The sequence below is a fragment of the Thalassospira sp. GB04J01 genome (assembly GCF_000751115.1).
GTDB lineage: Bacteria > Pseudomonadota > Alphaproteobacteria > Rhodospirillales > Thalassospiraceae > Thalassospira > Thalassospira lucentensis.
Genome location: NZ_CCDX020000015.1, coordinates 74,552 through 88,711, shown reverse-complemented (window position 1 = coordinate 88,711; position 14,160 = coordinate 74,552). Strand labels below are relative to the sequence as shown.

At 56.8% G+C, this 14,160-nt stretch carries 16 protein-coding genes; 11 read left to right on the top strand and 5 right to left on the bottom strand.

The genetic code is table 11. The features are described from left to right. The first annotated feature begins 9 nt into the window (after positions 1 to 9). The 6 genes from AMM48_RS16145 to AMM48_RS16120 all read left to right on the top strand — a co-directional run bounded on the left by AMM48_RS16145 (position 10) and on the right by AMM48_RS16120 (position 5,678). Complete coding sequence (locus AMM48_RS16145) at positions 10 to 1,002, top strand: sialic acid TRAP transporter substrate-binding protein SiaP (protein WP_102784883.1); 993 nt, start codon at positions 10 to 12, stop codon at positions 1,000 to 1,002. A 100-nt stretch (positions 1,003 to 1,102) separates the two neighbouring features. Further along, positions 1,103 to 1,654 (top strand): TRAP transporter small permease, encoded by a 552-nt coding sequence (locus AMM48_RS16140; protein WP_158246479.1) that lies wholly within the window; start codon positions 1,103 to 1,105, stop codon positions 1,652 to 1,654. After that, complete coding sequence (locus AMM48_RS16135; protein WP_102784881.1) at positions 1,651 to 2,928, top strand: TRAP transporter large permease; 1,278 nt, start codon at positions 1,651 to 1,653, stop codon at positions 2,926 to 2,928. Before AMM48_RS16140 ends, AMM48_RS16135 begins: the two co-directional genes overlap by 4 nt. Positions 2,929 to 2,978: 50 nt before the next feature. Next, positions 2,979 to 3,809 (top strand): 5-dehydro-4-deoxy-D-glucuronate isomerase, encoded by an 831-nt coding sequence (kduI, locus tag AMM48_RS16130; protein WP_102784880.1) that lies wholly within the window; start codon positions 2,979 to 2,981, stop codon positions 3,807 to 3,809. Between the two features lie 6 nt (positions 3,810 to 3,815). Continuing rightward, entirely contained in the window at positions 3,816 to 4,565 is a 750-nt protein-coding gene (gene kduD / locus AMM48_RS16125; RefSeq protein ID WP_102784879.1) for a 2-dehydro-3-deoxy-D-gluconate 5-dehydrogenase KduD, read from the top strand. 150 nt (positions 4,566 to 4,715) lie between these two features. Then, positions 4,716 to 5,678, top strand: coding sequence for an NAD-dependent epimerase/dehydratase family protein (locus AMM48_RS16120; protein ID WP_102784878.1), 963 nt, complete (start codon positions 4,716 to 4,718; stop codon positions 5,676 to 5,678). Here AMM48_RS16120 and AMM48_RS16115 read toward each other — a convergent pair. Beyond that, positions 5,662 to 5,988, bottom strand: coding sequence for a multidrug efflux SMR transporter (locus AMM48_RS16115; protein ID WP_102785120.1), 327 nt, complete (start codon positions 5,986 to 5,988; stop codon positions 5,662 to 5,664). The genes AMM48_RS16120 and AMM48_RS16115 overlap by 17 nt on opposite strands. A gap of 334 nt (positions 5,989 to 6,322) precedes the next feature. On the opposite strand from AMM48_RS16115, the gene AMM48_RS16105 reads away from it, so the two are divergent. Beyond that, positions 6,323 to 7,513: an FAD-dependent oxidoreductase gene (locus AMM48_RS16105; protein WP_102784876.1), complete on the top strand. Its 1,191-nt coding sequence runs from the start codon at positions 6,323 to 6,325 to the stop codon at positions 7,511 to 7,513. Positions 7,514 to 7,596: 83 nt separating this feature from the next. Next, positions 7,597 to 8,214 carry a hypothetical protein gene (locus AMM48_RS22295; RefSeq protein ID WP_102784875.1) on the top strand — a complete coding sequence of 206 codons (618 nt, stop codon included), beginning with the start codon at positions 7,597 to 7,599 and terminating at the stop codon, positions 8,212 to 8,214. Positions 8,215 to 8,265: 51 nt separating this feature from the next. On the opposite strand, the gene AMM48_RS16095 is transcribed toward AMM48_RS22295, so the two are convergent. After that, positions 8,266 to 9,654, bottom strand: coding sequence for an ATP-binding protein (locus tag AMM48_RS16095; RefSeq protein ID WP_244271262.1), 1,389 nt, complete (start codon positions 9,652 to 9,654; stop codon positions 8,266 to 8,268). 2 nt (positions 9,655 to 9,656) lie between these two features. Further along, the gene (locus tag AMM48_RS16090) at positions 9,657 to 10,433 is read right to left on the bottom strand and encodes a response regulator transcription factor (protein ID WP_244271261.1); all 777 of its coding nucleotides are present in this window, start codon (positions 10,431 to 10,433) and stop codon (positions 9,657 to 9,659) included. Positions 10,434 to 10,501: 68 nt separating this feature from the next. On the opposite strand from AMM48_RS16090, the gene AMM48_RS16085 reads away from it, so the two are divergent. Further along, complete coding sequence (locus AMM48_RS16085) at positions 10,502 to 10,840, top strand: PepSY domain-containing protein (protein WP_244271260.1); 339 nt, start codon at positions 10,502 to 10,504, stop codon at positions 10,838 to 10,840. 172 nt (positions 10,841 to 11,012) lie between these two features. Next, positions 11,013 to 11,549, top strand: coding sequence for a cytochrome b/b6 domain-containing protein (locus AMM48_RS16080; RefSeq protein ID WP_102784872.1), 537 nt, complete (start codon positions 11,013 to 11,015; stop codon positions 11,547 to 11,549). Between the two features lie 107 nt (positions 11,550 to 11,656). Here AMM48_RS16080 and AMM48_RS16075 read toward each other — a convergent pair whose 3' ends face one another. Continuing rightward, positions 11,657 to 12,205 carry a sugar O-acetyltransferase gene (locus AMM48_RS16075; protein WP_102784871.1) on the bottom strand — a complete coding sequence of 183 codons (549 nt, stop codon included), beginning with the start codon at positions 12,203 to 12,205 and terminating at the stop codon, positions 11,657 to 11,659. Between the two features lie 136 nt (positions 12,206 to 12,341). Next, the gene (locus AMM48_RS16070; RefSeq protein WP_102784870.1) at positions 12,342 to 13,310 is read right to left on the bottom strand and encodes an alpha/beta fold hydrolase; all 969 of its coding nucleotides are present in this window, start codon (positions 13,308 to 13,310) and stop codon (positions 12,342 to 12,344) included. A gap of 205 nt (positions 13,311 to 13,515) precedes the next feature. Here AMM48_RS16070 and AMM48_RS16065 point away from each other — a divergent pair, with 205 nt between their 5' ends. Next, entirely contained in the window at positions 13,516 to 14,145 is a 630-nt protein-coding gene (locus AMM48_RS16065) for a TetR/AcrR family transcriptional regulator (RefSeq protein ID WP_102784869.1), read from the top strand. Positions 14,146 to 14,160 lie beyond the last annotated feature (15 nt).

Sequence of the window (14,160 nt, the reverse complement as noted above, 5' to 3'; positions counted from 1 at the left end):
GAGGCATCCATGTCATCACAACTGAAACGACTGAAAAAAACTGCTATCTGCACCATCACAGCATTCGCTTTGCCGCTGCTTGCAGGGGGGGCAAAGGCAGAAAACCTTAAGTGGGCGCACGTCTATGAAGAATCGACGCCCTATCATGAGTGGGCCGAATGGGCGGCTGATGAAATCAACACGCGAACCGATGGTCGCTACACGATCGAAGTTTATCCTGCTGCCTCACTTGGCAAGGAAAGCGAGATCAACGAATCCCTGAGCTTGGGCACTGTCGACATCATCTATACCGGGTCGACCTTTGTTGGCCGCGTGTATGGCCCACTGGCAATTCCAAGCGGCCCTTTCATGCTGCGCGACTTTGATCACTTCAATGCCTATGCCAATAGCGACCTGTTCCGCGACATGGGCGCTGAATACAAGAAAGAAGCTGCCCACGAGATTGTCTCGCTAACCTATTATGGCCGCCGCATGGTCACCTCCAACAAGATGATCAAAACTCCCGCCGACATGAAAGGCATGAAGCTGCGCGTACCACCGGCCCCCCTGTTCCAGATGTTTGCGGAATCGGTCGGTGCCAACGCGACACCGATTGCATTCTCTGAAGTCTACCTCGCCCTCTCGCAGGGGGCTGTGGATGGTCAGGAAAACCCGCTGCCCACCATCAAATTCAAAAAATTCCACGAGGTCCAAAAATACATCTCTCTGACCGGACACATCATTGACAGCCTTGTGACCGTCGTTGCCGGTCAACGTTGGGACGCGATGTCAGATGCCGACAAAGAGATATTCTCTACCGTCCTCAAGGAAGCAGCAGCAGGTGCTGGCAGCGACATTCTGAAATCTGAAAATGAACTTGCGGACTGGTTCCGCGGTGAGGGCGTCGAGGTAATCGAAGACGTTGATCGCGAAGCCTTCCGCTCGGCAGCCATGAAAGTACACAACGGAAAGTACGCATCTTGGCCACAAGACATTTATGACCGTTTCCAGGCCATCAAATAACGGCGAGTCCTCCCGGGCGCAGGGGTCGGCCAGACACGGGTCGGCCCCTTGCCTTTCCCTGATCACCGGTTTGTAAGCCTTTTCTTCGGACATGAATTGCATGAAAGACATACCCGAACAGCTCGAACATGACGTGGCGGAAGCCGACATGTTTATCGAGGACGTCGAACAATCGTTCGACTGGCGCGACACCCCCGTCGAAGGCTGGATTTGCGTTCCCATCTTCTGGACTCTGGCGAGCGTCGTATTCTGGCAGTTCTTCACACGCTATGCGCTCGACAGCTCCGCCGTCTGGACCGAGGAAGTCGCCCGACAACTTTTGATCCTGCTGACTTTCTTTGGTGCGGCCTATGCGCTCAGAACGCGCGCCCATATTTCCATCAATTTCTTTGTCATGCTGCTCCCTCGCAAGACCAAACGCTATGTCGGCGAGGCCGCGGCACTTCTACAAGTGGCGTTCTATGGATACAGCGTTTTTCTGACCATACAGATCGCGAACGCGACCCAGCACCAAACGCTCATGTCGATCGATCTCTCAAAATCCTACGTTTACTACACCGTTGCACTTGCGCTTGTCGTGATGACGGTGCGCGCGCTGATGAACGCCTGGGCACTCATTAGGCCTTCCCAAAACACGGAGGTCGGACAATGATCGCCATTCTCTTCATTTCCACACTGTTGCTTATGTTGATGGGCGCCCCCGTCGCCGTTGCACTTGGCGGCGGTTCACTGATTTTCGTTATGATCAGCGGTCAGGTTCCCGACCTCGTCGTGTTGCACAGAATGGTGGGCGGCGTTGACAGCTTCCCATTGCTGGCTGTGCCATTCTTCATTCTTGCTGGCAACCTGATGAATTCGTCAGGAATCACCAACCGGATATTCGAATTTGCCAAGGCCGTTGTTGGCTGGTTGCCCGGTGGGCTCGGCCATGTCAACGTAGGCGCCAGCGTGGTGTTTGCGGGCATGTCTGGTGCTGCTGTTGCCGATGCAGGCGGACTGGGCTCGATCGAGATCAAGGCGATGAAAGACGCCGGATATGATACCGAATTTTCCGTCGGCATCACCGCTGCATCCTCGACCATCGGACCCATCATTCCGCCGTCCCTGCCGATGGTGATCTATGGTGTGCTGGCCTCCGCCTCTATCGGCAAGCTGTTTGCGGCGGGCTTCGTACCGGGCCTTCTGATGGCGCTTTCGCTGATGGTCATGATCGCTGTCATCGCGCGCAAACGCCGTTACCCTGTTGACGCCGCATTTCGCATCAGCAATCTGACAGTCCGGACCAAGGAGGCCTTCCTGTCGCTAATGACCCCGGTCATCGTTGCTGGTGGAATTATCACAGGGATTCTCACACCGACAGAGGCCGCCATTGCGGCAACCGCATATGCCCTGTTTCTCGGACTGATTGTTTACCAGTCCCTGAACCTTAAGCGGTTGCTATGGGTTTCTCTGCGCTCGATTGAAACCACCGCCGTGGTTCTGTTCGTCGTTGCGGCCGCCTCCATCTTCGCCTGGATTCTCACCAGCAACAATGTCGCGGTCGAGCTATCAAATTACCTGCTCGAACTGACAGACAGCAAAGCGATGCTGACACTGATCATCCTTGCGCTTTTGCTCGTTGTCGGGTGCTTTATGGAAACAATCGCAGCCATGATCATCCTTGTACCGGTGCTGTTGCCCGTGGCGGTGCAATTTGGGTTCGACCCGATCCATTTCGGCGTGATCATGGTCCTGACGCTGATGATCAGCTTGCTGACACCACCCGTGGGTGTTGTGCTTTACGTCCTTTCGAGCATCTCCGGCCTTACGTTCGAGCGTTGCGTCGCGGCAACCATGCCATTTCTGGTGCCGTTGATCGCAGTCCTTCTGCTCGTCGCTTTTGTGCCTCAGATCTCGCTATGGCTGCCTAATCTGGTCTTCCAGTGACATCGAACCCCATGAATTAATCCCCCATGAATTAATCAAGGAGAAGAACTTTGCATATCTATCGTTCAAATCACCCTGACGATGTCGCCAAGCTCGATACCGAGGCCTTACGCGAACGGTTCCTGATCGACAACGTGTTTAAAAGCAGCGCGATCAACGTTTTCTATGTTCAGGATGACCGGATGATCGTTGGGGGTGCTGCGCCGGTCGATACACCGCTGCATTTTAACGATGCCTCTATCGAGGTCCAGGACGGCACCATCTCAAGGCGCGAATTTGGCGTCATCAACCTTGGCGGCCCCGGCACCATCCAGTTCGGCACCACCAGGTTCGACATGAAACAGCGAGACGGGCTTTATATCGGCGCAGGACAGAACGACATCACCTTCGAAAGCACCGACCCGAAAGACCCGGCAAGGTATTACATTGTCTCGACCCCCGCACATCAGGTCCATAACCCGACGCACATCCCGTTTGAAAACACGCGCCGCATTGATCTCGGGGACGCCTCAAAGGCCAACGTGCGCACCATACATCAATACGTGCACCCCGAAATCTGCAACTCGGCTCAACTGCTCATGGGAATGACGCTTTTGGCTGACGGCAGCAACTGGAACACCATGCCCTGTCACACACATGACCGCAGGATGGAAGTCTATTTCTATTTTGACATGCCCACCGACGAACGCATCTTCCATTTCATGGGCGAACCGCACGAAACCCGTCATCTGGTCGTCGCACCCGAGCAATGCGTGATTGCGCCCAGTTGGTCAATCCATTGCGGTGTCGGCACGGCATCCTATGGTTTTATCTGGTCCATGGCTGGCGAGAATCAGGTATTCGAAGACATGGACCACATCGCAACCACCAATTTGAAATAGGATCCCATGTTCGATCTTTCAGGAAAAACTGCCATCATCACCGGCGCCGGGCGTGGTCTGGGTCTCGCCATGGCACAGGCCCTTTCGGCGGCTGGCGCGGATATTTTGGGCGTACAACGCTCGCCGATGGACGACTGCAAGAACGCGGTCGAGGCAAATGGCCGTCGTTTCGTGGGAATGCAGGCAGACATCAGCGCGGATGACGCGCCACAGGCCATCATTGATCATGCCGTGGCCACGTTTGGCGGTCTCGACATTCTGATCAACAATGCCGGGATCATCCGCCGTGCCGACACGCTGGAACTGGACCGCAAGGACTGGGACGATGTCATCGACATCAACCTCTCCGCCGCACTCTGGCTCAGTCAGGCCGCAGCCCGTTACTGGGTTCGCGAAAACCGCAGCGGCAAGATCATCAACACGGCGTCCATGCTTTCCTTTCAGGGCGGCATTCGCGTCGCCGGTTATACAGCCGCCAAAAGTGGCCTGCTGGGACTGACACGCCTTTTGGCCAACGAATGGGCCGCAAAGGGCATCAACGTCAACGCCATCGCGCCCGGCTATTTCCGGACCGACAACACCCAGAGCCTGCAAGACGACCCCAAACGCAATGCCGAAATCCTCGCCCGCATCCCCGCAGGCCGATGGGGCGAGCCCGAAGACCTTGGAGGAACCGCCGTATTCCTCGCCTCGCGAGCAGCCGACTATGTACACGGAACGGTCGTTGCCGTTGATGGTGGGTGGTTGGCCCGATAAACAGAAACACCTGTACCTGTCCGCGGACGCATGAATGGCCGGGCTCCCCTTCCGCCCGGCTTTTTTTGTCCCCGACAAAAACCCGCTTGACCCCAACCGTGGTTGAGGTCTGATAAATCGCGCATCACATCCCAAAAAGGAAAACCAACGATGCGCATTTTTATCACCGGCGGCACCGGCCTGATTGGATCGGCGATTGTTAAAAACCTGATCGCCCATGATCATCACGTCATCGCCCTTGCCCGGTCCGATATCAGCAAGAACAAACTGATCACAGCCGGGGCAACACCAATCCCCGGTGACATCACGCGTCCCGAAAAATGGTGCGCGGATTTACCAGATATCGACGCGGCCATTCACACCGCCTGTGATTTTTCCGATGCCATGGCGCAAATGGATGAAACATTGCTGGATCACTTGATCCCGGCGCTTACACGTCTAAAGCAACATCACTCCGGTCCGGTGCGCTTTATCTATACCGGCGGCAACTGGATGTACCCCCAAACCAACGCACTCCCGACATCACCCGGCGTGACCGCCGTTAATGAAACCACCCCCTTTGATCCCTTGCCGGAATTTCTATGGGGGTTAACCGGCATCAAACGGGTTCTGTCGGCCGCCAATCTTGCGGGCATCGTTATTCACCCGTCCTGCGTTTACGACACCGGGGATAAGGGTCAAAGTGGAATACTTGCGCGCGACATCGAAACCGCACAAACCGACAACCGCGTCACCCTTGTCGGCGGCGATCATATCTATCAACCCATGGTCCATGCCGATGATATCGCAGACCTTTACCGTCTGGCCCTTGAACAGGCCAAACCCGGCGAAAGCTATATCGGATCGGCGATCAATGATGTCTCAACCCGTGAGGTCGCCGAACTGATCGCCACACATTTCGGATCGGAAAACTGTCAGATTGACACCATCAGCACGGCTGACGCCATGGCACGCTTTGGCAACTGGGCCCGCGGCCTTGCCCATAATCAAAAGCTTAGCAGTGCCAAGGCCATGCAAGACCTTGGCTGGTCACCCCGCCATACCGATTTTGCCGCCGACATGGCACGTCATGCAAAAACCATTGCTAAATTAGGGCCTAACTCTCGCTGCTGATCGCCTTAAGGCCCACAACGCCGCCAATAATCATCAGAAGGAAAACACCCTTCATCACGGTCATGGGTTCCTTGAAAAACACCAAACCAATCACCGCAATCGCTGCGGTGCCAAGCCCGGCCCAAACCGCATAGGCCGTGCCAATCGGAATAACGCGGAGCGTCAGCGACAACACCCAGAAACTCAAACCATAGACACCAAGGGTCAGGACCGAAAACCGCCAATCGGTAAATCCGTTGGAGAATTTAAGCGACACTGTCCCGACAACTTCAAGACCAATCGCAATAAACAGATAAACCCAGGCAATCATGACAAATATCCTATGGTGGCATACGCGCAAAAACACGCGCATCGCGGGGCGAACCTTGCCAAAATGGCTGATACAGCCCCATGACGCAATCCCCGCATCCGCATATCCACTGCCCGTCACAGGCATAATGCCCGCGCCCGATGTTCATCCCCGTGTTCATCCCCGTGCTCATGCCCCGCACTGCACACAATCCGCAGACGATCTGCATCAATCCAATTGCCCAAATCACGGCGTATAACCACCACCACGTAAACCATTGCGTCCATCGGGCCAAACGGGCACATTGCCCCAAATGACAGCATACGCGCACGGCAATTGACGAGGAATGACGACAATGATCAAAACCGATATTCTGATCGCAGGCGGCGGCATCGCTGGCATGAGTGCAGCAGCACGGCTGGCGGCCGACGGACATTCGGTCATCATTGTCGATCCGGCCCCCGCCGACATTGGCGAAGGCACCGATTTACGCACCACCGCCTTTTTGGAACCGGGCATCGCCACCCTGAAAAAGGCCGGTGTCTGGGATGCCATCAAACCGACGGGGGCCGAGCTTCGCGTCATGCGCATTGTTGATGCCGGCGGCGAAACCCGCACCCCGCGCGAAACCGCCGACTTTGACGGCGCTGAAACCACACAAGGCTTCTTTGGCTGGAACGTCTCAAACAAGGCCGCCCGTGTCGCCCTGATGGCAAAGCTCGCTAAACTTGAGAACGTCGATTTTCGCTTTGCCACCACCGTCACCGGCTTTACCGGCACCGCACGGGCGGGCGTCATCGAACTGTCTGACGGCGAAACGGTCGAGGCCAAATTGGTCATTGCCGCGGATGGGCGCAATTCATCGCTCCGTGAGATGGCGGGCATAAAGCATAAACGCTGGGCCTATGATCAAAGTGCGATGGTGTTTGTCGTCACCCACGACCAACCGCACGATAACATCTCAACCGAAATTCATCGCACCGGCGGACCGCTGACCCTCGTGCCGATGCCCGATCTGAATGGCAAGCCATGTTCTTCGGTGGTCTGGATGGTCCCGGCCAAGCGTGCCGCTGACCTCAATGCGCTCAGCGACGAAGCACTCTCCGCCGAAATCACCCAAGACACCATGAACCTGTTTGGCCCCCTTACCGTCGCCAGCCCGCGCGCGGTCTGGCCGATGATTTCACAAGTCCCCGCCCGCCTGATATCTGCGCGCCTGGCGCTTATTGCTGAGGCCGCCCACGTTGTCCCGCCCATCGGCGCGCAAGGGTTAAACATGAGCCTGCATGACATCGAAACGCTGGCCGAATTAATCGCCCGCGCCAAACACAATAATGAGGACATCGGCGCGACCAGCCTGCTGAAATCCTACGAACGCAAACAGTTGCCCAAAACGCTGGCTCGTGTCGGGGGCATTGACCTGCTCAACCGTGCCTCAATGTTTGAACCCAAAACTCTGCGCGACCTGCGCTATGCGGGCCTGACCGCGATCAACCGCATCGGCCCGCTTCGCAAACTGGCCATCAAGGTCGGGGTTGGGAAATAACCCACGCGCCGCGCCGTCACTTTCCATCCATAATTTGCCCGTATAGATTGATCTCATCACATTCAAAACGGATCGGAATTGTCATGCGTCTTGTTGTTGCTGCCACCGCCCTTAGCCTTTCACTTGCCACCCTTTCGGGCTGCACGGGGAAAACCGGGGAATATGCCGGTCAGGGGGCTGGACTTGGCGCGATTTCCGGCGCGGTCGGCGGCTTTGTCACCGCTGCGATCTTTGGTGGCAACCCGGCCGAGGCCGCGGCACGATCTGCCGTTTATGGTGGGGCTGCGGGTGCCACCGCCGGGGCCATTTCTGGCGCCTCAGCAGATGCCGCAACCCGTGAAAGCTTCGAAGCCGCGCAAAAAGAAAAACGCGACAGGATTCAGGCCAAGATCGGCGATGATGCCTTTGCCGGGCTGACCGCACTTGCCAAATGCGATCACGCAACCGCCCTTGGCAAGGCTGATATCGCCCAACAGTCCGCCACCCCGGACTTCGCCCTTGCCGGTCTGTGGCTTGAAGCCCTGACCTATTCCGATCAGGGACAAGAAAGTCAGGCCCGCACGCTGTATCCCGAAATCGTCGCAAAAGACGCCAAAATCAGTGACGACACCGCCGCCGAACAACGCCGCCGCGAACTGGCCGATGGTCTTTCGGAAATTCGCGGCGAATATGACCTGCCCAAAGTCTGCCCGGCACCATAACTCGCCTGCCAGACAGAAAATGGGGGCGGGCCATTCACGCCCTGCCCCCACTTAACTCTGATGCAACCAAAGCTCCGCCATAAAGCCGTCCGGTTTGCCGGGGCGTGGGGACTGCAGGGTGAGTTTGCCGCCGGTGTTGCGCATGATGGTTTCAACAATCGAAAGCCCCAATCCCGCCCCGCGCGCCTTGGTGTGCGATCGTTTGAACCGTGCGGTAAGCTCCGTCATGTCCTTGGGGTCGACAACATCGCCGTCATTGGACACCGTAATCACGTTGCTGCCAACAACCTCGATCGCCACCGGCTGGCTGTCATCGCCATGTTTAAGCGCATTTTCAATCAGGTTGCGCATACAAATCGCAAAGGCATCGACATCAATATTGGCGTTGAGCGCCGCGGCATTTTTGCCATCCCACCGGATGCGCCCCGCCCCGTCTGACACCCGTTCAAGGTCATCAATCACAAGCCCCAATGTTGTGCCAAGCTTCTGATTTTTTCCCGTCGGGCTCGTCCCCACCCCGGCCTCGGCACGGGCAAGCTGAAGCAGCTTTTCAGACAACCTTGACAGGCGTTTTAACGATTCTTCGGTCTGCTGCGCGCGTTTAAGCCCCGGATGATCGCGGGGAAGCTCCAGCAAAAGCCGCTGCGTCTGTGCCAACGCGGCCGCAATGGGCGTGCGCAGTTCATGCGCACTGTGCGCGGTAAAGGTCCGCTCGGCACGTAATGCCGCATCAAGCTTTTCCATCAACCGGTTGACGGCCGTGATCATGGTGTGGATTTCATCAGGCGCGTCATCTTGCTCAATCGGCGAAAGGTTGCCTTCGCTGCGCGCCTCAATATCATCGCGCACGCGGCGCACCGGTTGCAACCCTTGGCGCACGGCAAAAATAATTCCGATGATCACGGCGGGAATAAGCAAAATGATCGGCAGGAACTGCGCACTGACACTCGCGATCAATGCCTCATGCCGGTGATTGAGCGATTCCGCAACCTGAATAACCCGCGTGCCGTCATGCACCACGGCGGAATAAATGCGAAAATCATCGTCGGTATGGAACCCTTCAAGCAAGGGTGCTGAAAACGGCTCTTCCTCCGCATTGGCCGACCGCAGCAAAAGCCGCCCGGACACATCGCGCACCTGATACATCAGGTAATCAGTGCCAATTTCATCCTCGCCTTCGCCGCGATCACCGGTTCTGATTTCGCCCGGTTCGGGGCTTTTGACCACCACCGTTTGGCTGTCGCTGCCATTATGGATCAGGTAATCATCAATCAATGGCGCATAACGATAGGCCGATTTGACAAGGCTGCTGTCAAACACCTCCTGCATTTCATGATACATGGTGAAATCGGCAAGCAACGATCCCGCGATCCAGAAAACACCAACCATCACCGTCAGGCGTTTGGTCAGGGCAAACTGCAGGCTTTTGGTCGAAAACATCGTCATCCCCCCACCCGATAGCCAACACCGCGCACGGTTTTAATTACATCCTTGCCAATCTTACGCCGCAGGCGACTAACATAGACCTCAACCGTATTGCTTTCGATCTCCGCACCAAATTCATACAGCGCTTCTTCAAGCTGACGTTTGGAGAGTGTCTGTCCGGGGTGACGCACCATCTGATCGAGCAACGCCCATTCGCGCGATGTCACATCGATCTGCGCGCCATTGATCATCACCACCCGCCCGGCAAGGTCAACTTCCACCCCACCGGCAAGTGCGACAAACGGGTTGGGATTGCCGCTATAGCGCCGTGCCACCGCCGATAACCGTGCCGACAACTCATTTAAATCAAACGGCTTGACCAGATAATCATCCGCCCCGGCATTCAGCCCCTCGATCCGGTCAGAAATCTGATCCTGTGCGGTCAGGATAATGCACGGCATGGCCGATCCGTTACGGCGCAAGGTCCGCAACAAATCAATCCCGCGCCCATCGGGCAGGTTAAGGTCCAGCAACAGCACATCATAATTGGTGCCGCGGATCATAATTTCCGCATCCTGGATGCTTTCGGTGTGATCCACCGCTTCGCCAGCGGCCAGTAAATGGTCGCGGACCGCCTCGGCCAGCATGACCTCGTCTTCCACCAAAAGAATGCGCAAAAACCTGTCCTCGCCTGCGTGATGCCCATGTGACCGGCCTGAGTATCGCCCTTTCCTGACAACAGCCTGAACACCCGCGATTTCGCTCTTCAGGTAGCTGTCAGGAAACGCTGCCATATTCTGGCACATCGAATGTACGTGGCTTTAACCCGCTTTGTCTTTGACCTTTATGAAGGAACTGCGCTGTGAAAAGAACTGTTTTCCCAACTCCTGCATCTAAAACTGTCCTGTCAAAATCAACCCTGTCGGCGGCTGTGGCCTTTACCGTTCTGGCCGCCGGTTCCCTTGGTGTTCTGTCCACCCCGGCCCACGCCAGCGATGACATGTGCAACGTACCGAAAGCCGATTGGAAAACCAAAGAAGCGCTAACTGAAAAACTCACCGCCGAAGGCTGGGACGTGCGCAAAGTCAAAACCGAAGACGGCTGCTTTGAAGTTTACGCCATAGATGCCAACGGCAAAAAGATCGAAGCCTATTTCAACCCAAACACCTTTGAAGCCGTCAAAATCAAAAAAGAAGACTAGGGTCTGGCTCCCGGTTCTGCTGCCCCTCTTTAAGTTGGCCTTTTTTTAGCCAAGGACAGCTTAAAGGCGTTTTGGCGGGCATGCTCAATGCGTCAGGTCCCCACCGACACATCGCCCGCCAAAACCACCCGCGAAGCGCCCAAATCTAACGCCCCAAGAAGGAACCCACATCATGTCATCGGTAAAAGTCTGGGACCCATTTGTCCGCCTATTTCATTGGGGCCTGGCCGCAAGTTTCATCATCGCCTGGATCACGGCGGACGACTGGGACACCCTGCATCACTGGGCGGGCTATGCCGCCGCCGCCCTGATTGGCATGCGTCTTGTCTGGGGATTAATCGGCTCGCGCTATGCCCGCTTTACCCAGTTTATCAAAAGCCCGGCGACCACCATCGGCTATATTGGCGATATCCTCCGGGGCCGCGAACGCCGCTATATCGGTCATAACCCGGCGGGCGCTGCGATGGTAATGTTGCTGATCCTTGCCATGCTGGGCTGTGCCTTTACCGGCTGGCTTTACACCACCGATGCCTTTTGGGGCGCAGAATGGGTCGAGGAAACCCACGAAATTCTCGCCAATGGTTTGCTGATCCTCGTTCTGGTGCACATCGGCGGCGTGTTGCTAGCAAGCCTGCGCCATCATGAAAATCTGGTGCGTGCGATGATCACCGGCAAAAAACGCCGCGCGCTTTCCGACGACATCGGCTAACGCCAACACGATCCTTTTGCCAACCTTCCTCAACACCTGTCCCAAACTTGCAACCGCGCCCTCACAGGGTCGGTTGCATTTTTCTGACCGCACTTTAGGGGCAGGACCTAAATCACCCGTGCCGGGTTCCCCACCACCGTCACCCCGGCGGGGACATCCTTTGTCACCACCGAACCCGCGCCGATGATGGTATTCTCGCCAATCGTGATCCCGGGCAGGATAATCGCCGCCCCGCCGATCCAGACGTTTTTGCCAATCGTGACGGGCATGGCGCGTTCAAGGTTCTGCTGACGAAGTGCCGGGTCCTTATGATGATCGGCACAGTAAATCTGCACATTGGGGCCCAGCATCGCGTAATCGCCAATCGTCACCGGCGCACTATCAAGAACAACACATCCGGCATTGAGAAACACCGCCTTGCCAAGCGTGATATTCACCCCGTATGCGCAATGAAACGGCGCTTCGATCCGCGCATCCTCGGCACAGGCGGCAAACAGCGCGCGCAACTTTTCCCCGATATTTCCGCGCACATCAGGCGGGGTTGTGCTGTGCTCAAACGCCGCCGCACGCGCCGCGGCGCGCAAGGCTTCAAGCGCTGGGTCAAGGCAGGAATACCAATCCCCGGACTTCATTTTTTCTAACGCACTCAAAGGCATGGTGATCCGTGGTGTTGTTTGGGGTCAGAACCTTAAGACATCAACACGTTACGTCGGATTGCACGCCTGCGCAATCACCACCGCATCGCACCCAAACAGGTTGCGGAGCACCATGCTTTGCTGCGCTAATGCTGCGCTATTTGCCCGTCACATGCGCAAGATCCCCGGCATGGCGCGCCAACCCGTCACACGCCCGTGCCCATGATGTGTCACCATCATAAAGGGCGGATCGCAGATAGGCCCACGTCATCCGCTGCGTAATCGCAAGGCGATCCGGGTCCTCATCATCGGTTTCCTTGGCATCATACCCGGCAATCCCGCCAAGCCCATGCTTGCCCCCGACAAGGGTCAGCAAGGCATCACTGCCCGGCGCATGGTAAAACGGATCGGTATGCCATGCCGCCCCGCGTGTGGTCAGATGCGGGTTCACATCACTGTCCCCCGCCACCACCAAAGTCCGGGTGGTCAAATGGGCAAAGTCGGGATTAAGTGCCGTGTAATTTTCCCGCGCATGGGGGCTTAAACTATCCCCGCCGTTCCCCGGTGCGGCCAATAACACACCGGCTTTAATGCGCGGTTCAATGAGGTTCACATCCTGCGCATCCGGGTCTTTTACGTCGGTCAATCGCGCACCGAGCAACATGCCGACCGTCTGCCCGCCAAGCGAATGCCCAACCGCCGCCACCCGACCATGGTCAAGCCGCCCGTCAAGCACCGGGCTTGCCGCCTCGATGTCTTTCAAGTGATCAAGGATCAGCTTGAAGTCCTCCACCCGCGACCGCCAGAAAAACGGCGCACCCGGCGCATCCATGTCAAACCCGGCAACCTTCGAATTGCCATGCGTTGGCTGGATCACAACAAAACCATGCTCGGCATAAAAATTGGCCAGCGGCCCGTACCCGTCCTTTGACGGGATATAAAGCGACGGCCCATGCCCGTGTGACAACAAAATAATCGGCAAATTCCGACCCTGCATCGGGGCGGTAATCCGCATTTCAATCGGCTTGGGCCGGGCGGGTGCCGCCAGCATCACCGGGGTGATCGAAATGGTTGAAACCGGCTCATCAACCGGAATGTGCCGCGCCGCATTGATCAACTTGTTCATGCTCGGTCTCCTTAAATTTGGTTGGCGAAGCTACAGATTTCGCCTATACATTGTGAAACGGAACAATGATCCGCAAAACAAATGGAACATCGTTCCGCTTAAGCAAACCAAATACGGAACATTGTTCCGTTTATCAAGTGCAAATGTGAACGGGTGATTTCCGTATCACAGCAAAAGACCGATTTTAGGGTTGGAAAACAACGCGATGGCCAAAGAAACCACGACCGAAAAAAAAGTCGCCACCGCCACAAACACCCCTCACGCCACGCGCACCACCCGTGCGGATGCCCTGCGCAACGAAGACGCGCTTCTCGAAGCCGCCAAGGTGGTTTTTGCCAACGTCGGGGTTGATGCACCGGTGCGTGAAATTGCCGCCCAGGCCGGGGTGGGTGTCGGAACGCTATATCGCCGCTTTCCCACCCGCAGCGACCTTGTCGTCGGGGTATTCAAACGCGAAGTCGATGCCTGCGCGGCCGAGGCCCCCAAACTCGCCAACGCCCACCCACCGGGCGAGGCACTATCACGCTGGCTCAAACGCTATTGCCAGTTCATTGTCACCAAAAAGGGATTGGCATCCGCCCTGCATTCGGGCGATCCGGCCTTTGACGCCCTGCCCGCCTATTTCCGAAGCAACTTTGAACCGGCCCTGACCGATCTGCTTCGCACCGCCGCCAAGGCGGGCGAAGCCCGGCACGATGTGGACGCCTATGACCTGCTGCGCGCGATTGGCAACCTTGCCAGCACGGGTGGCAAGGACGGCCCCGATGGCATGGAACATACCTATCGCATGCTTGATCTGATGATTGACGGATTGCGCTTTGGCACGTCGCGCTAAGCGCTCTCGCCTATC

Coding starts and splice junctions, on each gene's coding strand:
- AMM48_RS16145 (WP_102784883.1), top strand. CDS start 10: ATGTCATCACAACTGAAACGACTGAAAAAAACTGCTATCTGCACCATC.
- AMM48_RS16140 (WP_158246479.1), top strand. CDS start 1,103: ATGAAAGACATACCCGAACAGCTCGAACATGACGTGGCGGAAGCCGAC.
- AMM48_RS16135 (WP_102784881.1), top strand. CDS start 1,651: ATGATCGCCATTCTCTTCATTTCCACACTGTTGCTTATGTTGATGGGC.
- kduD (WP_102784879.1), top strand. CDS start 3,816: ATGTTCGATCTTTCAGGAAAAACTGCCATCATCACCGGCGCCGGGCGT.
- AMM48_RS16120 (WP_102784878.1), top strand. CDS start 4,716: ATGCGCATTTTTATCACCGGCGGCACCGGCCTGATTGGATCGGCGATT.
- AMM48_RS16115 (WP_102785120.1), bottom strand. CDS start 5,988: ATGATTGCCTGGGTTTATCTGTTTATTGCGATTGGTCTTGAAGTTGTC.
- AMM48_RS16105 (WP_102784876.1), top strand. CDS start 6,323: ATGATCAAAACCGATATTCTGATCGCAGGCGGCGGCATCGCTGGCATG.
- AMM48_RS22295 (WP_102784875.1), top strand. CDS start 7,597: ATGCGTCTTGTTGTTGCTGCCACCGCCCTTAGCCTTTCACTTGCCACC.
- AMM48_RS16095 (WP_244271262.1), bottom strand. CDS start 9,654: ATGTTTTCGACCAAAAGCCTGCAGTTTGCCCTGACCAAACGCCTGACG.
- AMM48_RS16090 (WP_244271261.1), bottom strand. CDS start 10,433: ATGGCAGCGTTTCCTGACAGCTACCTGAAGAGCGAAATCGCGGGTGTT.
- AMM48_RS16080 (WP_102784872.1), top strand. CDS start 11,013: ATGTCATCGGTAAAAGTCTGGGACCCATTTGTCCGCCTATTTCATTGG.
- AMM48_RS16075 (WP_102784871.1), bottom strand. CDS start 12,205: ATGCCTTTGAGTGCGTTAGAAAAAATGAAGTCCGGGGATTGGTATTCC.
- AMM48_RS16070 (WP_102784870.1), bottom strand. CDS start 13,310: ATGAACAAGTTGATCAATGCGGCGCGGCACATTCCGGTTGATGAGCCG.
- AMM48_RS16065 (WP_102784869.1), top strand. CDS start 13,516: ATGGCCAAAGAAACCACGACCGAAAAAAAAGTCGCCACCGCCACAAAC.